The 23,511-nt window shown below is 33.4% G+C and carries 13 protein-coding genes; 10 read left to right on the forward strand and 3 right to left on the reverse strand.

Translation table 11 applies throughout. From position 1 onward, the window contains the following. Positions 1-367 precede the first annotated feature (367 nt). Positions 368-1,330, forward strand: coding sequence for an IS4 family transposase (locus BMX53_RS07845; protein ID WP_244154482.1), 963 nt, complete (start codon positions 368-370; stop codon positions 1,328-1,330). Here the strand turns inward: BMX53_RS07845 and BMX53_RS07850 are convergent. Continuing rightward, positions 1,327-4,248, reverse strand: a complete 2,922-nt coding sequence (locus BMX53_RS07850; RefSeq protein ID WP_074745562.1) for a hypothetical protein — start codon at positions 4,246-4,248, stop codon at positions 1,327-1,329. The genes BMX53_RS07845 and BMX53_RS07850 overlap by 4 nt on opposite strands. Positions 4,249-5,213: 965 nt before the next feature. Between BMX53_RS07850 and BMX53_RS07855 the strand changes: the two genes are divergently transcribed. The 8 genes from BMX53_RS07855 (at position 5,214) to BMX53_RS07890 (ending at position 16,547) form a co-directional block, all read left to right on the forward strand. Beyond that, positions 5,214-7,430 carry a RelA/SpoT family protein gene (locus BMX53_RS07855; RefSeq protein ID WP_038988242.1) on the forward strand — a complete coding sequence of 739 codons (2,217 nt, stop codon included), beginning with the start codon at positions 5,214-5,216 and terminating at the stop codon, positions 7,428-7,430. Positions 7,431-7,527: 97 nt separating this feature from the next. Continuing rightward, on the forward strand, positions 7,528-7,998 hold the full coding sequence (locus BMX53_RS07860; protein WP_038988244.1) for a Fur family transcriptional regulator: 471 nt from the start codon (positions 7,528-7,530) through the stop codon (positions 7,996-7,998). Positions 7,999-8,025: 27 nt separating this feature from the next. Continuing rightward, positions 8,026-9,297 (forward strand): adenylosuccinate synthase, encoded by a 1,272-nt coding sequence (locus BMX53_RS07865; RefSeq protein WP_074745564.1) that lies wholly within the window; start codon positions 8,026-8,028, stop codon positions 9,295-9,297. A 120-nt stretch (positions 9,298-9,417) separates the two neighbouring features. Continuing rightward, positions 9,418-11,100 (forward strand): OstA-like protein, encoded by a 1,683-nt coding sequence (locus BMX53_RS07870; RefSeq protein ID WP_074745566.1) that lies wholly within the window; start codon positions 9,418-9,420, stop codon positions 11,098-11,100. Between the two features lie 4 nt (positions 11,101-11,104). After that, positions 11,105-12,298: an aspartate aminotransferase family protein gene (locus BMX53_RS07875; protein WP_074745568.1), complete on the forward strand. Its 1,194-nt coding sequence runs from the start codon at positions 11,105-11,107 to the stop codon at positions 12,296-12,298. A 28-nt stretch (positions 12,299-12,326) separates the two neighbouring features. Next, positions 12,327-13,718: a tetratricopeptide repeat protein gene (locus tag BMX53_RS07880; RefSeq protein ID WP_038988249.1), complete on the forward strand. Its 1,392-nt coding sequence runs from the start codon at positions 12,327-12,329 to the stop codon at positions 13,716-13,718. 45 nt (positions 13,719-13,763) lie between these two features. Continuing rightward, positions 13,764-14,516: a shikimate dehydrogenase family protein gene (locus BMX53_RS07885; protein ID WP_074745570.1), complete on the forward strand. Its 753-nt coding sequence runs from the start codon at positions 13,764-13,766 to the stop codon at positions 14,514-14,516. Positions 14,517-14,648: 132 nt separating this feature from the next. After that, positions 14,649-16,547, forward strand: a complete 1,899-nt coding sequence (locus BMX53_RS07890; protein WP_038988251.1) for a DUF349 domain-containing protein — start codon at positions 14,649-14,651, stop codon at positions 16,545-16,547. Positions 16,548-16,665: 118 nt separating this feature from the next. Here BMX53_RS07890 and BMX53_RS07895 read toward each other — a convergent pair whose 3' ends face one another. Both BMX53_RS07895 and gyrA read right to left on the reverse strand, forming a co-directional pair. Then, positions 16,666-17,934 carry a tetratricopeptide repeat protein gene (locus BMX53_RS07895; protein ID WP_074745572.1) on the reverse strand — a complete coding sequence of 423 codons (1,269 nt, stop codon included), beginning with the start codon at positions 17,932-17,934 and terminating at the stop codon, positions 16,666-16,668. A 25-nt stretch (positions 17,935-17,959) separates the two neighbouring features. Beyond that, positions 17,960-20,473, reverse strand: coding sequence for a DNA gyrase subunit A (gene gyrA / locus BMX53_RS07900; RefSeq protein ID WP_074745574.1), 2,514 nt, complete (start codon positions 20,471-20,473; stop codon positions 17,960-17,962). 251 nt (positions 20,474-20,724) lie between these two features. Here gyrA and BMX53_RS07905 point away from each other — a divergent pair, with 251 nt between their 5' ends. Beyond that, complete coding sequence (locus BMX53_RS07905; protein WP_074745576.1) at positions 20,725-23,259, forward strand: ATP-dependent Clp protease ATP-binding subunit; 2,535 nt, start codon at positions 20,725-20,727, stop codon at positions 23,257-23,259. Positions 23,260-23,511: the final 252 nt, after the last annotated feature.

Below are 23,511 nucleotides of genomic sequence, written 5' to 3' on the forward strand. Positions count from 1 at the left end.
ATCTCGTTTTGATTTTTGTTCAATCGTTCATTCACTTCTTGTAATTCACCTTCTAATGAAGTAATCTTCTTCTCTTGCTCGATGGTGTGTAAATACAGTTCTTCTGTTTTTTCTCTTAGTACACGACAAAAGTATTAATTAGTTGATTTTAAGAGAAATAAAGGGAAAGATTATTTGTAAAAAAGGCTGATATTCAGTATATTAAAGAATTATTTCTCACGTAATGCCTTTAAAAACGAACAACAGCCTAGAGTACAAAAATACAGAACTTCTAACAACTATAAAAGCCAATTTTAAAGGTAAATTAGGGGTAGCTAGGATCCGACTTATTTGTTTGTTTATCGTCTCTCTATGCAAAGTAAAGTCTGTGAATTTTTCTAAAGTATCAACTGGATTTGACAATTGTGCAGAAACAAGTAGTAACTATAGACGTATTCAACGTTTTATATCTTGTGTTGATTTGAAATTGGAATGGATATCTCGACTAATATTTGCACTTATTCCAACTGAGGAATCTTATGTTCTTGTGATAGATCGCACCAATTGGAAGTTTGGAAAACAAGATATAAATATCTTAATGCTAGGTATTAGTTATAAGAATATGTGTTTTCCAATACTATTTAAAATGTTAGATAAACGAGGTAATTCAAATACAAATGAGCGAAAAGAGCTCATTAATACTTTTATTGATTGGTTTGGTAAAGATCGTATTGATTGTGTATTAGCTGATAGAGAATTTGTTGGAGAAGATTGGATTAGCTATCTAAATGATAGACAGATTAAATACTACATCCGTATTCGAAATAACTTTAAGGTTTACCTGCCTAGTAAACAGAAAGAAATAACAGCTTCTCATCTATTTAATAACTTAAAACCTGGTCAAACAAGGCAATATTACAAGATTGTTAGAATTCATAATCAGCTATGTTATATCTCTGGAACTAAAGTGATAACAGATGGTAAAATAGACTTCTGTATAATCATAGGTTTTAATAAACCAGAGAAAGCTTTAGATACTTATAAAATAAGATGGCAGATTGAAACTTTGTTTAAAGCCTTCAAGTCTAGCGGATTTAATATAGAAGATACACACTTACAAAAAATAGATAGGCTTGAAAAACTAGTCATATTAGTGATGATTGCTTTTGTATGGTGCTATAAGATTGGAGACTATATTGACGCTATTAAACCTATCACAATCAAGAATCATGGCAATAGGCTTATTAGTGTATTTAAACTTGGACTTGACTATCTATCAAGATTATTGCTTTCTAAAAATAGCCATAATCCTTTAAATATCAATTGCTTTAGATTTTTGTCGTGTACTTAGGTTTTTTCTAATAACTGAATTGACAACTCTGATACATTAAAACTATATCCTGACTCCTCTTTTCGTAACTCTGTGATAGGTGTAATACCTGGTAAGTGTCTGTTCTCTTTAATGAAGTCTTCTACTGTTTTTAAATTCTTAAAATTGTAGTCGTATTTTAAATTAGAATAACCATCAAAGTATTTCTCAAATACATAATCTGCATAGTAACTATTCGTAGCAGTAATACTACCATTCACTCTCAGCTTTTCATTAGGCACACTAGATGGTTTATCATACCCTATTCCTACCCAACCTTGTGTATAAATATCTTGCGTATTATTTGTAGCTCCTTGTTTAGTACCTGATATAAACCAAGGTTCTTGTACTAATGATGTCAGGTTAATCTCCTCTTCTCCATCTTCACTTTTAAACACTAATACTTTATTGTCTTGATCTATACTTAAGTTAGTCTTAGATTCATATCTCTTAACTAAGCTTTTAAGAGGTACTTCAGTAACCTCATCTATTTCGTTATAGTACTTAATCGTTCCTTTTTCTACATCGTAATCTAATTTGGTAACTGTTTCTGAACCTTTTATTAATTCTGCAATCTTGATTACTTGATTACGAGGATCATCTTTATCTTCTCCGTGATACTTCAGTGTATGTATTTTTTTCTCAACTTCCCCTTCATAAGTATCTTCTATCACAGTCTCTACTTTATGCTCCATCCAAGTCACAGTTTCATTAGCTTTTACTAACACTGTCATATCAATAACTACTAGATTATTCTCTTCATCTGTGTATTTAAACACTGGTGACTCTCCATCTTGTTCATATACTACGTTTCCTTTAGGGGGAGCTGTTGTGATATATTGATTTAATAACTTCTGTACCTCTTCGTTTTTAATGATTGTCTCAAAGTTACTCTCTACATCTGCTACTACATCGATTACCACTCCTGCCTCACTATTCTTTATCTGATCCTCATTGCGGTATTCGTACTTACCTGCTCCTATAGAACTTAATGAAGTTACAGTCTCATTAGCTTTTACTAACACTGCCATATCAATAACTACTAGATTATTCCCTTCGTCTGTGTATTTAAACACTGGATACTCTCCATCTAGTTCGTATACTACATTCCCCTTTGGTGGAGCTGTTGTGATATACTGATTTAATAACTTCTGTACTTCTTCGTTTTTAATGATTGTCTCAAAGTTACTCTCTACATCTGCTACTACATCGATAACTACTCCTGCTTCACTATTCTTTACCTGATTCTCGTTGCGGTACTCGTACTTACCTGCTCCTATAGAACTTAATGAGGTTACAGTCTCATTAGTTTTTACTAACATTGTCAAATCAATAACTACTAAATTATTACCCTCATCTGTGTATTTAAACACTGGAGACTCTCCATCTAGCTCGTATACTACGTTTCCTTTAGGGGGAGCTGTTGTGATATATTGATTTAATAGCTTCTGTACCTCTTCATTCTTAATGATTGTCTCGAAGTTACTTTCTACATCTGCTACTACATCGATAACTACTCCTGCTTCACTATTCTTTACTTGATCCTCATTGCGGTATTCATACTTACCTGCTCCTATAGCACTTAATAAAGTTACTGTTTCATTAGCTTTTACTAACGCTGACATATCAATAACTACTAGATTATTTCCTGCATCTGTGTATTTAAATACTGGTGATTCTCCATCTAGTTCATATACTACGTTTCCTTTTGGTGGATTAGCTTCTATAAATTGATTTAATAGCTTCTGTACCTCTTCGTTTTTAATGATTGTTTCGAAGTTACTCTCTACATCTGCTACTATATCAATAACTACTCCTGCTTCACTATTCTTTATCTGATCCTCGTTGCGGTATTCATACTTACCTGCTCCTATAGCACTTAATGAAGTTACTGTTTCATTAGCTTTTACTAACACTGACATATCAATAACTACTAGATTATTACCCTCATCTGTGTACTTAAACACTGGAGACTCTCCATCTAGCTCGTATACTACGTTTCCTTTTGGTGGATTAGCTTCTATAAATTGATTTAATAACTTTTGTACTCTACTATCATTAATAATATCATCAAAGTACTCTTGTACATCTGCTACCACATCGATAACTACTCCCGCTTCGTTATTCTTTATCTGTGTCTCATTACGATACTCGTACTCTCCATCTCCACGAGGGGTTAATACAGTAACTGTCTCAAACTCTTTTACAGTACCGTCCATTGGAATTGATACAGCATTATCATTATCATCTGTATACTTTAAAGCATAAGACTCTCCATCCTTTACATATACAACGTTACCTTTAGGAGGTGCTACAGCTATATGCTCTCTTAAGATTTGTTTGACCTCTTCGTTATTAATAATAGTTTCAAAGTTTGCTTGAACATCAGTAACTACATCTATCACATAGGTCTGCTTCTCCTCATTCGTGTACACATAAACACCATCCCCTTTAGACGATATATCAGTGACTACATCTTCTTTTTGTAACTCTGATAGATCTATAGAGATCTCTTGACCTTTGCTATCTCTTAATACTAAATTCTCATCTTTTACCTTTAGAGATTCATTCGTAACAACCTCTCCACTAACGATATCATTAGTAGTAGCAACCTTTATCCATTGATGTTTTAGTTCACTTTTACCCCAAAAGTAAAACCCAGGTTGAAGCTCTTTATCATTCGTATTAAATACTAACAATCCTTCTTTAGGATTTCCACCATTAATAGTTTTGGTATCATCTATATTCTTTAATTCTACTTTCGGGATTAAGATTCCTTTATTAGAAAATTGGATATCTAAGGCAGCAGAGGCATCAGGATACTTAGTTCCTATTCCTACCTGAGCATAACTCATAGATCCCCAAATAAGTAAAACAATTGGTAACAACTTTTTTTTCATACTATATAATATTATACAATACTATACTCAAGTAAATAAAAGCTACTTTATTAGCTATAGTATTGATTTAATAATAACTCACTTTTTAAAAGAAAAACGTATAATTTTTCTCACAATTTGTCAATTTTCAAAAATCAGACCAAAAACAAAACAAAGGCCAATCTGCGAGCTATAACATACAACATTATATTTAAAAACGAAACAACAACAATACACAATGAAAACAAAAAAACAAAATAAACAGAATATTAAAACAAAATATTGATTAAAATAATCATATTTATCAATCTTTAAAAAAACAAATATTAGTATCAAAAAGCCCTCAAAAAACCTTTTTTACCTTATTTTTATCTAGTAAGTAAGTGACTACATTTATCAAACTTTAAAACAAATAAATCACATTATGCGTACTTTTTAGCTTTCAGATCAATATAAGAGAGAATCACGGATTAAAATCGATCACTCTGCTTCATACTATTTGTTTTATCCTTGTTGAGGTTTACATCATATTTAGATGTATATAGCATTTAGGTGACTGCGTTGTAAGTCCGTTATGAGTCCGTAGTGAGTCCGTTATTTTAAATAAAACAACGGACTCACTACACACAGATTACTTAGTCATACCACAGTAATACCAACCATTTATAAGACTATGCATTATCAATTGTAAAACACAATCGCTTTATTATTACTAATAAATACACATTATTACTCTGAATATACTTTTGAAAGCATTTATATTTTCAACTTTCTCTCTTCAACCTAAGAATATTTGTCATATTTCTCCGTTTTTTAAAACTAAAATAACACAAGAGAATCTCACTAATAAACTCAACTATTTGATAACAAATACAGTATATCAAATTATAATTCTATATTTTTTTAACAACTTAGAGTTTTAATGTGTCTGATTTTTCCTTATATTTAATCAACAGTTTTTAGATATAAAAAGTTGCGAATTATATATGACAGAGGAAGAAATAGAATTAGAAAACAAAGCAATAGCCAAAGAGTATAAAGAACTTCTTAAGATTAGTTATCAAACCTTATCTGAGGATGATAAAAAACTAATCCGAAAAGCATTCGATGTGGCTGTTGAAGCACATAAAGATCAAAGAAGAAAATCTGGAGAAGCTTATATTTTCCACCCTATCGCTGTGGCTAAAATCGTGGCATCTGAGATAGGATTAGGAGCTACTTCTATTGCAGCGGCTTTAATGCACGATGTGGTAGAAGATACTGATATTACTGTAGAGCAAATCGAAGAGTGGTTTAACCCTAAAATAGCCAAAATCGTAGAAGGATTAACGAAAATGGCTATGCTAGAACCAGACCCGCATATCTCAATGCAAGCGGAGAACTACCGTAAGATGCTACTTACGTTAAATGACGATGTACGCGTTATCTTGATCAAAATAGCCGATCGTCTACACAATATGCAGACGATGGAAAGCATGGTAGACTATAAGCAAGCTAAAATAGCGTCTGAGACTTTATATATCTACGCGCCGTTAGCACACCGTCTAGGTTTGTTTAATATTAAAACTAAGCTAGAAGATTTAGGATTAAAGTACACTGAACCTCGTATTTACCAAGACATTCTGAATAGAATGAAAGAGAGTAAAGAAGAACAAGATCAGTATATCCAAACAGTAAGTGAAATCTTAAAAAAATCATTAGATGAGGAGCAAGTAGAATATTCGATGAAGGGTAGACCTAAGTCTATATATTCTATTCGTCGTAAGATGAAAGCTCAGAATGTTACTTTTGACGAAGTTTATGACAAGTTTGCGCTGCGTATTATCTATAAGTCTACTCCACATGACGAGAAGTTTATCGCGTGGAAGATATACTCTATCGTGACTGATCACTTCCGTCCTAGCCCGAATAGACTTAGAGACTGGATCTCGGCTCCTAAATCTACAGGGTATGAAGCACTACACATCACTGTGATGGGGCCAAAAGGTAGATGGATAGAAATCCAAATCAGAAGTGAGCGTATGGATGAGATAGCTGAAAAAGGATATGCTGCTCACTATAAGTATAAACAAGGAATAACAGAAGAAAACAGTTTAGACAAATGGCTTAATCAACTAAAAGAGGCTCTAGAAAATGCAGAGACTGATGCAGTGGATTTCGTAGAAGACTTTAAACTGAGTCTATATGCTAAAGAAATATACATATTCACACCTAAGGGAGAGATTAAATCACTTCCTAAAGGAGCTACAGCTTTAGACTTTGCTTTCTCTATTCACTCTGAAGTAGGACTGCGTACGCGCGGCACTCGTGTCAATGGTAGATTAGTACCTCTAAATCATGTATTAGCTAGCGGAGATCAAGTAGAAGTAATTACCTCTGAGAACAAAAAGCCTAGTGCGAGTTGGTTAGAATATGTAACAACTACTAGAGCGAAGAACAAGATTAAAAGTTCTTTAAATGAAGATACTAAGCGCATCGCTGAGGATGGTAAAGAACAACTTATCCGTAAACTTAGACATCTAAAGATTTCTTTAGACGAAAAGGTGGTAAACGAAATGGTATCTTACTTTAAGCTTAAGACTAGTCAAGATTTATTCTACCGTATTGGTGCTGGAGAAATAGATAACGTACAGCTAAAAGAATACGCTTCGAATAGAAATAACTCTCTGTTTAGCTTCTTTAAGAAAACAATCAAAAGAGCTCCTTCTATTCCAGCTATGACTGATACATCATCTACTAAAACAGGTGATTTACTAGTATTCGGTAAAGACAAAGAAAAGCTAGACTATAAACTAGCTACGTGCTGTAACCCTATTCCTGGTGATGACGCTTTTGGTTTTGTAACTATTAATGAGGGTATTAAAGTACACAAAACTGACTGTCCTAATGCTATCAGTATGCGTTCGAACTATGCTTATAGAATTATGCCTGCTTATTGGGTAGATTCTAAAGAGGCTATGAACTTCGAAGCTACGATAAACATCACAGGTTTGGATTCTGCTGGATTAACAACGGACATAACGCGAATAATTATAGATAGTAAAGTTATCAATATCAGAAGTATCTCACTAAGTGAGGATGCAGGTATATTTAAAGGGTCTATTACAGTTATCGTTCCTAATAATGATGTACTTAAAAAAATGATGACGAACCTTAAGAAAATAGAGGGAATAGAAAAGGTAACGAGAGTGAACCCTTCATAAAATAATGATAATTTATAGCATTATAGGATAAGCTTATTCTAATTCTTTCAATTCAAAAGAAAATAGCTCTATATTTGCAACTAAGATATTTTTGAATATGGGAAGTGAAAAAAATCAAGAAATCGTAAAAAATGTGTTTACTAAGTTCCTAGAAGAAAGAGGACACCGTAAAACACCAGAAAGATATGCTATTCTTCAAGAGATATATGATAGCGAAGAGCACTTTGACATTGAGTCTCTTTATATTAAGATGAAGAATAAGAACTACCGAGTGAGTAGAGCAACTCTATACAACACTATCGAAATCCTTCTAGAATGTGGATTAGTTCGTAGACATCAATTCGGACAAAATCAAGCACATTATGAGAAGTCTTACTTCGATAAACAACACGACCACATTATCCTTACGGATACTGGAGAAGTGATAGAGTTCTGTGATCCTCGTATCCAAACAATTAAAAAGACAATTGAAGAAATCTTTAATATAGATATCCACAACCATTCACTTTATTTCTATGGAAGTAGAAAAACTAATGAAGCTGAAGAAACTGTGGAAAACAACAACTAAATTTCAAACTTTTTAACAACACAAACAATGACAGTAGACTTACTACTAGGCTTGCAATGGGGCGATGAAGGAAAAGGTAAAATCGTAGATGTACTAACTTCTAAATATGACATCATTGCTCGTTTTCAAGGAGGACCAAACGCAGGACACACATTAGAATTTGACGGGATTAAACATGTACTACGCACTATCCCTTCTGGAATTTTCCATAAAAATTCTATTAACATCATCGGAAACGGTGTAGTTATCGATCCTGTTGTTTTCATCAAAGAGCTTGAAGGATTAGAGAAGTTCAACATCGACATTTACACTAGATTATTAATTTCTAGAAAAGCTCACTTAATCTTACCTACTCACCGCTTACTAGATGCAGCTTCTGAAGCAGCTAAAGGAAAAGCTAAGATTGGTTCTACACTTAAAGGTATTGGCCCAACTTATATGGACAAAACTGGTAGAAACGGTGTTAGAGTTGGAGATATCGAGCTTGCAGATTTTAAAGAGCGTTACCGCGCTTTAGCTGATAAGCACGAAGCTATGATTAAGTTTCACGATGTAGAGTTGCAATACAACTTAGCTGAATTAGAAGAGGAGTTCTTCACAGCTGTAGAGCAATTAAAAAAACTAACATTCATTGATAGTGAAAACTACATCCACACAGCTTTAAGAGAAGGAAAATCTATTCTAGCTGAAGGAGCTCAAGGGTCATTATTAGACGTTGATTTTGGAACATATCCATTCGTTACTTCATCTACTACTACGGCAGCAGGTGCATGTACTGGATTAGGAGTTGCTCCTAATAAAGTTAAAAACGTATTCGGTATATTTAAAGCTTATACTACACGTGTAGGTAGTGGACCATTCCCTACTGAATTACATGACGAAATAGGTGCTACTATGGCAAACGTTGGTCGTGAATTTGGTTCTGTAACAGGTCGTGCTAGACGTTGTGGATGGTTAGACTTAGTAGCTCTTAAATATGCAGTAGATGTTAATGGTGTAACAGAACTTTATATGATGAAAGCTGATGTATTATCAGGTTTTGACACATTACAAGTTTGTACTAAATACCAATATAAGGGACAAGAGATAACTCACTTGCCTTATAACATCGAACCAGAAAACGTAGAACCTATCTATGTAGAGAAAAAAGGATGGAAAGCTGATCTAACAGGTTTAACTGAATATGATCAACTACCTATAGAACTTAAGGAATACATCTCATTCATCGAAGAAGAAGTAGGAGTTCCTGTAAAAATTGTTTCTGTAGGTCCTGATAGAACACAGACTATCGTAAAATAACATATTAAAACACTTCTTCGGAAGTGTTTTTTTTTGCTTATTTCTCAAGTGTTTATAAATTATTCTTAACTAAAATCTTTGTACGTATTTTTTACTTAAATTTGAAAAAAATATAGTGACTTGAGAACAATACCGTATTATTTACTATTTATACTATTTGCCCTACTAAGTTTTAGTCAAAACAAAAAAAAAATCATCATACATCACGCAGATTATTCTGATATAAATCACGAGCTATTACCTGATGCTGTAATACTTACTGGAGAAATATCAGCTGAACACGATGGAATGACGATGACGTGTAATAAAGCTTATTTCTTCGAAAAGGAGAACTACCTTAAACTTTTTGGTAATGTACAGATTGTACAAGGTGATACACTTACTCTAAACAGTAAGTATGCTGAATACAATGGTACTAATGGATTTGCCTATGCACAAGGTGATGTTGTGATGACTTCTCCTGATTCTTCATTAGAAACTGATACTCTTAAATTCGATAGATTTAAGAATCTTGTTTTCTATGATACGCATGCTGTTATTCATAACAAAGGTAATGTACTAGAGAGCCAAAAAGGAAGATACTACACTGCTGAGAAAAAGTTTCAATTCTTTACAGCGGTTAAAGTTACTTCTGAAAAAGGAACTGTAATCAAATCAAACCACTTGGACTTCTACGAAGTGCCACAGCATTCTTATGTATTTGGACCTTCTACAATAACGAATAAAGAAGACTATATCTACACAGAGAATGGATTCTACGATGTAAAGAAAGACTTAGGTAAAATGGTCAAAAACTCTTACATCTGGTATGATAAACGAAAAATAGAAGGTGACTCAATCTACTACTCTAAAGCGAAAGACTTTGCTTCGGCTACGAATAATGTGAGAATTACTGATACTATTAATAAAAGTAAAATCACAGGGCACTATGCTGAGATGTATAAAGCTAAGGACTCTACATTTGTAACTAAAAAAGCTCTTGTAAGTATGAAGTCTCAAGAAGGAGATTCTGTATACATGCACGCTCCACGTATCTTACTAACTGGTAAGGATAAAGAAAGAGTAATTAGAGCTTATCACGATGCTCGTATCTTAAGGGATAGTATGAGTGGTAAAGCTGACTCTATCCACTGGAGTGAAAAAGCGGGTCTTACTCAGATGATAGGTAAACCTGTGTTATGGAATGGAGATAGCCAGTTAACTGGACGTTTTATCCACTTAATAAGTGATTCTGCTACACAAAAAATGGATTCACTAAAAGTATTAGAGGATGCTTTCATTATCCAAAAAGACACTATTGGTGATGGGTTTGACCAAATGAAAGGAGTTAATCTATATGGTAAATTCAAGGAAAATAAACTGCATGAACTAGACTTAGTTAAGAATGCAGAAATCATCTATCATATGTATAATGATAAGAATGAATTAGTAGGAATAGATAAAGGTATCTGTAGTCATATAAACGTACTATTCGAAGATGGTAAGATTACTACTGCGACTAAATACGTTAGCCCTGAAAGTGAATTACTACCTGATGCACTATTACCTAAAAACGCACGTCAATTAAGAGGATTCTCCTACAGGATAGAAGAACGAATAAATACATTGGCAGATATCTTCACAAATGAAGAACTAGAAAAAGAGAAAAATGGTGAACAAGCGAGAGATAAAATGAAAGAAGGTCATAGCAAACCTATCAATGTTCAACCTGAAACAATAAAGGCTACTCCTGGCCTATCTAAACAATTAAAGGAGAAGAAAAAACAAACTCAAAACAATACGTCTAACAAAGGCAAAAAGTAGTGTAATGAAAGAAGATTTTTATAAATATCAAGCTCAGACTTCACCCAATCCTCTAGCAATGGAAATATCTCATGCTAAAGGATCTTATATATATGACAAGAATAACAAGGCTTATTTAGATTTCGTAGCAGGTGTATCTGCTTGTACTTTAGGGCACCAACACCCTGGAGTTAACCAAGCAATTAAAGACCAATTAGACAAATATTCACATGTAATGGTTTATGGAGAATATATCCAAGAACCTTCTGTAGAATTTTGTAGACTATTGGCAGAAAACATCCCTGCTCCTCTTAACAAGACCTATTTAGTAAACTCTGGTACTGAAGCTACTGAGGGTGCTTTAAAACTAGCAAAAAGAGTAACTGGTAGAAGTCACTTAGTATCTTGTTTTAACGCTTACCACGGTAATACTATGGGGTCTATGAGTGTAATGGGATTTGAAGAGAGAAAAAGAGCTTTTAGACCATTGCTTCCAGACGTAGATTTTATTAACTTTAATAGTGTTGAAGATTTACAGAAGATTACGACTAAAACTGCAGGAGTAATATTAGAAACTATACAAGGTGGTGCTGGATTTGTGGAACCATTTGACGGATTTCTAACTAAAGTACGTGAAAGATGTACTGAGGTAGGTGCGCTTATGATTGTTGATGAAATACAGCCAGGTTTTGGTAGAACAGGTAAATTGTTTGGATTCCAAAACTATGACGTAGTTCCTGATGTTATCGTTATGGGTAAAGGTATGGCTAGCGGTATGCCTGTAGGAGCTTTTACAGCTAGTGATACACATATGGATATGTTATATGACAATCCTAAATTTGGACATATCACTACATTCGGTGGACACCCAGTAATAGCTGCAGCTAGTTTGGCAACTCTAAAAGAGTTAGTAGAGACTGATATTATGGCTCAAACACTAGAAAAAGAAAAGTTATTTAGAGAATTATTAGTTCACCCTTTAATTGAAGAAATTAGAGGTCGCGGATTAATGATAGCTCCTATGACTCCTAGTGCTGATATTACTAATAGAGTAATTATGAAGTGTCAGGATAAAGGATTAATCTTATTCTGGTTACTATTCGAAGGAAAAGCGATTAGAATCACTCCTCCTCTAACAGTATCAGAAACAGAAATAAAAGAAGGATGTGCTATCATTATCGAAGCACTAAATGAGGTACAAAAAGAATTAGGATTATAATATCCTAAGTAATTAATTAAAAACAAATATGCATTTAGATAACGAAGAAGAAGAATATAAATTATCTCTATCTCGTTTTGAGTCTATGTTAAAGACCAATAAGGTTCTGTTTTTTGATTCAGAGGAGTTTGAGAATATCATTCTACACTACCTCGATTCTGGAAAGCTAAACCTAGCGAAAAAAGCACTAAAACTTGGATTAGAACAACACCCTAACTCTATCGGACTAAAACTAGTAGAGGTAGAACTACTTGTGTTCCAAAACAAACTTGAGGCTGCAGATCGCTTACTTAACGAAATAGAGAATATAGATCCGGAGAATGAAGAAGTATTCATTCAACGCGCAACTGTATACTCTAAAAAAGGAAGACATGAAGATGCGATAGTGTCATTACAAAAAGCACTAACGCTAACGGAAGACTTAGCTGACGTATACTCTCTACTAGGGATGGAATACTTAATGCTAGACAATATCGAACTAGCAAAGATCAATTTTATACAATGTCTAGAGCATGATGATGAAGATCAATCTGCGCTGTATAATGTAGTATATTGTTTTGACTTCTTAAGTGAAAATGATGAGGCAATAGAGTTCTTAAACAAATTTATTGACAAGAACCCTTATAGCGAAATAGCTTGGCACCAATTAGGACGTCAATACTTCATTATTAAAAACTATGAAAAGGCTGAATGGGCGTTCGATTATGCTACCTTGATAGATGAAGAGTTTATCGGGGCTTATATAGAAAAAGGAAAGACGCAAGAGAAATTAAACAAGTTTCAAGCAGCAATAGACAACTATATGACAACTTTAGAATTGGATGATCCTAATTCTTATGTGCTTATGCGTATAGGAAGTTGCTACGAAAGCTTAAATAATTTCCCTCAAGCCTATCAGTACTACAAAAGAGCTGTGCATGAAGACCCTATGTTAGACAAAGGATGGATTGCTTTAACAGATCTATGTATACTAGAGAGTAACTATGATAAAGCACTGTTTTACCTTCAAAAAGCTTTACAGATTGATGAGTTCAATGAAAAATATTGGATACGTCATGCTATTTTAAATAAAACATTGTTTAATTTTGAAGAAGCTGAACGAGGTTACAAGGTTGCTGCTGAGCTTGGAAATGATATTGTAGAACACTGGACTGGATGGGCTGATGTATTATATCTTTTAGGAGATTTTAATACTGCTATTCAAAAACTACTACAGATTGCTAATTTCCATGTTAATGAAGCAGAGATAGATTATAGATTAGCTGTTATATACTTTACCTTACACGATATAGATAAAGGTACAGAGTACTTAACAAGCGGTCTAAACAAGGACTTTGAAAAAAGAACAATTATAGAGACTTACTTCCCTACACAATGGGAAAATCCTATAGTACAAAGTATAATAAAGAATCACAAATAAACAGTAAAGCTATTCGAATGAATAGCTTTTTTTATATAGAGAATTATGAGCAAACGATATGGATTAATTGGTAAAAATATAGACTACTCTTTTTCTAGAGCTTACTTTGCAGAAAAGTTTGAAAAACTTAAAGATAAAAAGAGTGTTTATGTAAACTTTGACTTACAGAATTTAAGTGAATTCAATGATACTGTATTAAATCAAAAAGACCTTAAAGGTCTTAATGTGACTATTCCATACAAACAGTCTATCATTCCTTATCTTGACTCTCTATCTAAGAAAGCAAAAGCTATCGGTGCTGTAAACACAATCCAAGTTAATAAAAAAGGACAATTAAAGGGATACAATACAGATTGGTACGGGTTCTACCATTCATTAAAACCTCTTTTAAAGTTTCATCATAAACGTGCTCTAATACTTGGAACAGGAGGCGCGAGTAAAGCCATAGAATACGCATTAAAGAAACTGGGGATAAAATACATATTCGTTAGTCGTACTAAAGAAAGCGACAACCTGCTATATTCTGAACTTACTGAAGAAATTTTAACGAAGTATACAGTGATTATCAACACTACCCCTGTAGGTACATTTCCTAATTTAGATCAAATGCCTGAAGTGCCTATGGAGTACATTAATGACAAACATATAATATATGATCTAATCTATAATCCTGAAGAGACAGCACTAATGAAGGCAGGTACATTAAAAGGAGCGAAAACTAAGAATGGTTACGAAATGTTAGTACTTCAAGCTGAAAAAGCTTATAAAATATGGAATAAGCCATTTGAGTGTGATTAAATATAAATAATTGATTAGATTGATTCTAGCAAAAGAAAAGTAAGAATTATTCAATATTTTTTACTAAATTTGAGTGAGTGTGATAAAAAATCACACTTTACTACATATTGTTTAAATAAATACTTTTCAAACATGTTAGAACACAAGAATGATAACCTGCATGAGCTAGCAGATGGACAAAAACCGGAATCAAATTCAAATGCGGTTGTCCCAACTGATAAAGAAAAAGCTCTTGATTCTATTACAGCTTCAAACGCTGAGGAAGGAGAAGATTTAGCGTCTTTTGAAGACACTAATATTCCTACTGTTAATTATGAAAAGTTAGACTTGGAAAAACTTAACAAGGAACTTCACAAATTAATTAAGCATCACAAAGTAACAGCTATCAAAGATCACGTAGAAGAAATCAAAAAAGAGTTCTACAGAAAATACAATGACTTGATAGAAGAAAAGAAAGATGCTTTCTTTGAAGAAAACCCTGATGCTAATGAATCGGATTTTCAATACATCCTTCCAATCAAAAACGAATTCGATCACAATTACGAAGAATATAGAGTAGCTAAAAACAGTTACTTTAAACAACTTCAAAATAACCTAAATACCAATCTAGAAAAACGTCTAGCTATTATCGAAAAACTTAAACAATTAATCGATAACAGTGAAAACAATAGTGACGCCTTAAAACAATTAGGTGATCTTAGAGATGAATGGAAAAATGCAGGTCCTATTCCTAAAGATAAATACAATCATGTATGGAATAACTACCACTTCCATGTAGAGAGATTCTATGATCAATTACACCTGGATAGAGAATCTAGAGATTTAGATTTTAAATATAATTTAGAGCAAAAACAAAAACTTATAGCTAGAGCAGAAGAACTACTAGACAATAAGGATGTTATCAAATCATTTAGAGAGCTTCAAACTTTACACAGAATCTGGAAAGAAGAGATAGGTCCTGTTGATCGAGAAATAAGAGAACAAATCTGGGATCAGTTTAGCGAAATAACTAAACAGATGCACGATAAGCGAGAATTATTATTCGAACAACTAAGAAGTGTCGAAAAAGAAAATCTTGCTTTAAAAGTAGCTATAATTAGCGAAATAGACGTATTATCAAAACAGAAGATCTCTAATCACAATCAATGGCAAAAAGAAATAGCTAAAGTAGAAGAACTAAGACAGCGCTTCTTTTCTATTGGTAAAGTTCCAGCTGAAAATACAGAGGAGCTTTGGGATTTATTCAAACTAGCGACTAGAAACTTTAATAGTAATAAAAACAGTTATTATAAAGAGCTTAAAAAGGAACAACAAGAAAACTATGCTAAGAAACTAGCATTAATACAAAAAGCTCAAGAATTAAAAGATAGTGAAGACTATGCTAAGGTCACTCCTATCATGAAAAAGATACAAGATGATTGGAAACTGATAGGGCACGTTCCACGCAAATATTCTGATCAACTATGGGCGGACTTTAAAGAAGCTTGTAACTCTTACTTTGATCGTTTTCACGCTATTAAAAACAAAGAATCTGAAGTAGAAATAGATGCTTATAACAGAAAGAAAGAATATCTTGATTTACTAAAAGGATTCCAACTATCAGGAGATCATAAAACTGATTTAGGAGAAATTAAGAATCATATTAACAACTGGAAATCTATTGGCTCTGTTCCTGCTAATAAACGCTTTATAGAAGGTAAATTTAACAAGATACTAGATGTATTGTTCGATAAGCTAAGTTTAAGTAAAAGAGAAACTGAAGCTGTTAAGTTTAATAATAGATTAGAGTCTATCTTAGAAACAAATGATAAACGCAAACTGCAAAGTGAAGCTATATTTATCCAACGCAAAATAGAAGAGATTAACTCTGGTGTAATACAACTCGAAAACAATCTAGCTTATATTCAAAATGCTACTGACGAAAATCCTTTCGTTAAAGAAGTTAAAAAGAATATAGAAAAGTACAAAGATGAGTTGAAAATCTGGGAAGATAAACTCAACCAAATTAGAGAACTAAACACAGAAAATTAAACGATTATAATAAAAAAGGGAGGACTTATTAAATATTAAGTCCTCCTTTTTACTTATTGTATAACGCAACAAAAAAAGGAGAACTCTACAGTTCTCCTTTTCTTATATATAACTTTAATTATTTTTTAGCTTCTAAAGCTTTTAATTTATCGTTCATCTCTAATGCACGGTAAATGTTTCTTAAAGTACTAACAGCAGCTTCGTTATTAGGATTGATAGAAATAACTTTTTCTAAGTCATTCATCGCATCTTGATAAATAGCATTCTTTTGTTTTTTGTACTCTTCATATTTCTTATTATCTGCAGCAGACATACCTAAGTTATTCATTTTATTAGTTAACTCTTGGTCTGGTTGCAATTTAAGGAAAGCCATATTTAAATAAGCGTTCTCTGATTTAGGATTGATACGAATCGCTTGCTCATAGTATTTACGAGCTTCATCAAAACGTCCAGCGTCAAAACTAGTAACTCCTAAGTTGTATAATAATACGTCATCGTTAGGGTTTTTAGCTAACGCTTGTTTAGCTAACTCCTCATATTTACCCATATTATTAGACTTTAAATAAAGATCCATATGAGTTAATAATAAGTTCATATCATTTGGATTAGCCTCTCTTGCAACAGAAATAACTTTCTCTGCCTCCGCTGTTTTACCCTCTTGACTATAGATTAACACTAAGTTTTTAAGGATCTCTGGACGCTTAGAATCTTCTTTTACAAACTTAGGGTCTGTATGAGTTCCTTGCTTAACCATTAAGTCGCGCATTTTAGAATCCTTTCCAAAACTTTGTACAGCCCCAGAAGCTTTTTCTATTGCAGTGTAATAAGACTCACTTCCGTTATATCCTATCTCAACTAACTTTTTATATTTCTCAGCTGCGTCTGCATAATCTTTTGAATTAATAGCTGTAGATGCTGCATAGTATAAATACACAGTATCTTTTGGGTTTAACTCATAAGCTTGAGTAAAACGCTTTGTAGCTCCTTTATAATTTGAAGAATTATTATCTTCAATAGCAGTAGCTACTACTTTACCAGCCACAGTAGTTACCTCTTCTTGAGCTTGTTTAACTACTTTACTTCCTTTATTAGTTTCGAACTCATTAACTTTTTTGAAAGCAGCGATAATAGCATCAACATTGTTATCTACATCAACACCTTTCTCATATTGACTATAAGCTAAAGTTCCTTTTAATCCATAGTACTGAGCTTTTTCAGCACTAGTAGCATTCTCTAATACAGCTTCTACTGCTTTTAATGCTGCTGTAGCTTCAGTTAAATTACCTTTCTTAACAGCTTTTTCAGCTTCCTTAAGCTCTTTTTTTTGAGCCATAGTCAACCCTGAAAACATCAAAGCTGACAATAAATAAACATATCCTTTATTCATAATTGTATAGTATGTTGTTTTGTTACTATTCTAAATTATCAGTTGTTTGATCATCGATATCAATGATATTTCCTTCTTCACCTTCTAAGATTTCCTCATCTTCTTCACGCATTACTTTACACACAGCAGCGATAGAATCATTTCCTTTAATATTAATTAAACGAACACCTTGTGTTGCACGTCCCATAACACGAAGATCAGATACTTTAAGACGAATAGTTAATCCTGACTTGTTGATAATCATTAAATCATCTGCATCAGTCACAGCATTAATAGAAACTAATAATCCTGTTTTATCAGTAATATTCATTGTTTTAACCCCTTTACCTCCACGGTTAGTCTCACGGTACTCATCTAGAGCAGAACGTTTACCATATCCGTTTTCAGATACTACAAGGATTTCACTTTCAAGATCACTTACTGATACCATTCCGATTACTTCATCCTTCTCATCAGCTAAAGTAATACCTCTAACTCCAGAAGCAGTTCTTCCCATTGGACGAGTTTTCTCTTCGTCAAAACGAACTAACTTACCTGAACGAAGTGCGATTAACACTTTACTCTTACCGTCAGTTAATTTTGCTTCTAATAGTTCGTCATCTTCCTTAATCGTAATAGCATTAATACCATTTTGACGTGGACGAGAATATTGTTCTAGAGGAGTTTTCTTAACCTGACCTTGTTTAGTAGCCATGATAACGAAATGCTCATTAATGTACGCTTCATCTTTTAAATCTTGAGTACAGATAAATGCTTTCACTTTATCATCATTCTCGATATTGATCAAGTTTTGGATAGCACGTCCTTTACTAGTTTTTGTTCCTTCAGGAATTTCATAAACTCTCATCCAGAAACACTTACCTTTTTGAGTAAAGAATAACATGTACTGGTGGTTAGTAGCCACATACATATGCTCTAAGAAATCTTGATCTCTTGTACCAGCAGATTTTTGCCCTACTCCTCCTCTATTTTGAGTTTTATATTCAGATAATGGTGTACGTTTAATATAACCTGCGTGAGAAATAGTAATTACCACTTGCTCATCAGCGATTAAGTCAGTGATACTAACATCTCCTCCTGCATATTCTATTACAGAACGACGCTCATCACCATATTTATCTCTTACTTCAATTAATTCCTCTTTAATCAAGTTCATTCTTAACTCTTTACTAGCTAATAACTCTTTTAAATGATTAATTAATTTCATTATTTCTTCATACTCAGCACGTAATTTATCTTGCTCCAGTCCTGTTAACTGACGTAGACGCATCTCAACAATAGCACGAGCTTGAATCTCAGATAAATTAAAACGCTCTATTAATTTAGCTCTTGCTTCATCAGCATTACTAGAAGAACGAATTAAAGCAATTACTTCATCGATATTATCAGAAGCAATGATTAAACCTTCTAAAATATGTGCTCTCTCTTCAGCTTTTCTTAATTCAAACTGCGTTCTACGAGTAACTACATCATGTCTGTGCTCCACGAAGTGGTAGATTAATTCTTTTAAATCTAACGTTTGTGGTCTTCCATTAACTAATGCAATATTATTTACACTGAAAGATGATTGTAACTGTGTATACTTATAAAGAGTATTTAATACGATATTAGGCACCGCATCACGTTTAAGTACATAAACGATACGCATACCATTTCTATCAGATTCATCACGAATAGTAGCGATTCCCTCTATCTTTTTCTCATTAATAGCTTCAGCAGTTTTCTTAATCATTTCTGCTTTATTAACTTGATAAGGAATCTCTGTTACTATAATAGATTCTCTACCATCTACTTCTTCGAAGTTAGCTTTAGCACGCATTACTACACGTCCTCTACCTGTTTTAAATGCTTCACGCACTCCTTCGTATCCATAGATAATACCTCCTGTTGGGAAATCAGGAGCTTTGATGTAGTTCATTAACTCATCTATCGTAATTTCATTATTATCAATAAATGCTAATGTACCATCGATCACCTCTGTTAAGTTGTGAGGTGCCATATTTGTAGCCATACCAACAGCAATACCAGATGCTCCATTCACTAATAAAGTAGGAATTCTAGTAGGCATTACTTTAGGTTCTTCCAATGTATCATCAAAGTTCAACTGGAAGTCAACTGTTTCTTTATCAATATCAGCAAGAATATCTTCAGATAACTTCTTCATTCTTGCCTCTGTGTAACGCATCGCTGCAGGGCTATCACCATCTACAGATCCAAAGTTACCTTGTCCATCCACTAGTAAGTAACGCATACTCCAATCCTGAGCCATACGTACCATCGCATCATACACAGAACTATCTCCGTGTGGGTGATACTTACCAAGAACTTCCCCTACAATTCTCGCCGACTTCTTATGTGCTCTATTAGCCATTACGCCAAGCTCATACATTCCGAATAATACTCTTCGATGAACAGGTTTTAAGCCATCTCTAACATCTGGAAGCGCTCTCGATACAATTACAGACATTGAATAATCAATGTACGCAGATTTCATTTGCTCCTCAATGTTAATAGGAATCAACTTTTCTCCTTCAGACATATGTATATAAAATTAAAAATTGTCAAAATTATTAAACGTGCTAATATACGGTTTTTATAGGTTTTCTCCATGTATTTATACAAGTATTTCACTTGTTTATTCAACTCTTTCATTTTTTATAAAAAAAACACTTTCTTACTTTTTTATTCTACTTTTTTTTTGTCACTTAGCTATTGTCAGCTTTTTGGCATAGGTACACTTTTTGTATCTTTAATATTAAAAATGAATATTCACCTAATTTGAATTGAAAAATGGATGATAATTTCTCACAAGAAGTAAAAGATGTTATTTCTTATAGTAAGGATGAAGCTATCAGGCTTAGTCACGACTCTATAGGTACAGAACATCTATTACTAGGACTATTAAAAGTGGAACAAGGTGAAGCGTCTAATATTTTAAATAATCTAGACATAGATATTGATTTTCTACGTCATAAAATAGAAACATTAAACCCTGCTTCTCATAATAAAGAATTGCTTAGTAACAAAGTACAACTACACCTAACTAAACAGGCTGAGCGTGCATTGCGCCTAACTTACCTAGAGGTTAAGCTGTTTAAAAACGATGAAATTAACTCTGTTCATTTGCTACTTTGTATCCTAAAAAACAGTGACGATCCTACTACTCAAATTTTAAATAAAATGAAAGTAGATTACGACACTGTAAAGCAAGAATATCTTAATACTAGAGATACCGAAAAAACATCTTCTGAAGATTTATTTGAATCTCCGAAAGCACAAACTTTTGAAGAATCAAGCCAAGATGACAGTAAAAGTACTGACAGTACTGACAGCTCTTCTACTAAATCTTCTAAAAGAAGTAAAACTCCAGTATTAGATAATTTTGGGCGTGATTTAACAGAAATGGCCGAAAACGGGAAGTTAGATCCTGTAGTTGGTCGTGAAAAAGAAATCGAACGTGTATCTCAGATTTTGAGTAGACGCAAGAAAAACAACCCTCTTCTTATTGGAGAACCAGGGGTGGGTAAATCTGCTATCGCTGAAGGGTTAGCCCTTAGAATTATACAGAAGAAAGTATCGCGTATATTATATAATAAACGTGTAGTTACACTTGATTTAGCGAGTCTAGTAGCAGGTACTAAATACCGCGGACAGTTCGAAGAGCGTATGAAAGCTGTAATGAACGAACTAGAGAAGAATGATGATATTATTCTTTTTATAGACGAGATACACACTATCGTAGGTGCTGGTGGAGCTACAGGTTCGTTAGATGCATCTAACATGTTTAAACCTGCTCTAGCTAGAGGTGAAATCCAATGTATCGGTGCTACTACGCTAGATGAGTTTAGACAACATATTGAGAAAGATGGTGCTCTAGAGCGTCGTTTCCAGAAAGTAATTGTAGAACCTACTTCTGTAGATGAAACTATTACTATCCTGAACAATATTAAAGATAAATACGAAAGTCACCACAATGTTATCTATACAGATGAAGCTATCGAAGCATGTGTTAAGTTAACTAATAGATATATGAGTGACCGTTTCTTACCAGACAAAGCTATTGATGCTATGGACGAGGTAGGATCACGTGTACACATCACTAATATTAATGTACCAGATAACATTCTTGAGCTTGAACAAAAATTAGAACAAGCTAAAGAACAAAAAAATGAAATGGTACAAAAGCAGAAATATGAAGAGGCTGCTAAACTTAGAGATGACGAGAAGCAACTAGAAAAAGACTTAGCTATCGCTCAAGAAAATTGGGAGAAAGAAGTTAAGGACAACAGAATAGTTGTTACAGAAGAGAATGTTGCTGATGTAGTATCTATGATGACTGGTATACCAGTAAATAGAATTGCTGAAAAAGAAATCACTAAACTAGCTAATCTTCCTCAGTTAATCAAAGGTAAAGTAATCGGGCAAGACGAGGCTGTTACTAAGATTGCTAAGGCTATTCAAAGAAATAGAGCTGGGTTAAAAGATCCTAATAGACCTATTGGTTCATTTATTTTCTTAGGACAAACAGGTGTTGGTAAAACACAATTAGCTAAAGTGATCGCTAAAGAAATGTTTGACTCTGAAGATGCTCTTATCCGTATCGATATGAGTGAATACATGGAGAAATTCGCTATCTCTAGATTAGTAGGTGCACCTCCAGGATACGTAGGATACGAAGAAGGTGGACAGTTAACTGAAAAGATTAGAAGAAAACCATATAGTGTAATTCTTTTTGATGAAATCGAGAAAGCGCATCCTGATGTATTCAATATGCTGTTACAAGTATTAGATGATGGACACCTTACGGATAGCTTAGGCCGTAAAGTTGATTTTAGAAACACAATTATCATTATGACTTCTAACATCGGTGCTCGTCAACTAAAAGACTTTGGTCAAGGTGTTGGTTTTGGTACAACAGCAAGAATGGAACAGAGTGATCAAAACTCTAAATCTGTAATAGAGAATGCTCTTAAAAAAGCCTTTGCTCCTGAGTTCTTAAACAGAATAGATGATATTATCGTATTCAACGCACTAGAGAGAAGTGACATTGATTTAATCATCGATATTGAGCTTAAAAAACTATTTAACAGAATCGTTGATTTAGGTTATGAGTTAACTCTAAGCCCAGATGCTAAAGATTTTATCGCTGAGAAAGGGTTTGATAAGCAGTATGGAGCTAGACCTCTTAAGAGAGCTATCCAGAAGTACATCGAAGATCCATTAGCAGAAGAAATAGTAAATTCTAAAATAGCTCTAGGAGACAGTATAGAAATGAAGCTAAACGAAGCTAAAGACGCTTTAGAAATAACTGTAAAAGCAAAATAAAATATTGAGATTTATTATAAATCTCAGTGACACAAAGAGGATATCTGATTTAGATATCCTCTTTTTTTGTACAATATGTCTATTATTTAATCCCTCCCTACTGTATTACTTCATTACACACTATAGCTTAGTAATTACTAATAAGCACTCCTTAAAAATCCTTCATATAGACTAACCTAAATAATTATCAAATGTGACATGCTGTGGAGTGATAACATATTCATTCAATAATACATCTATAGTAACTCTATT

This window comes from Myroides marinus (assembly GCF_900109075.1).
GTDB classification, from domain to species: Bacteria; Bacteroidota; Bacteroidia; order Flavobacteriales; family Flavobacteriaceae; genus Flavobacterium; species Flavobacterium marinum_A.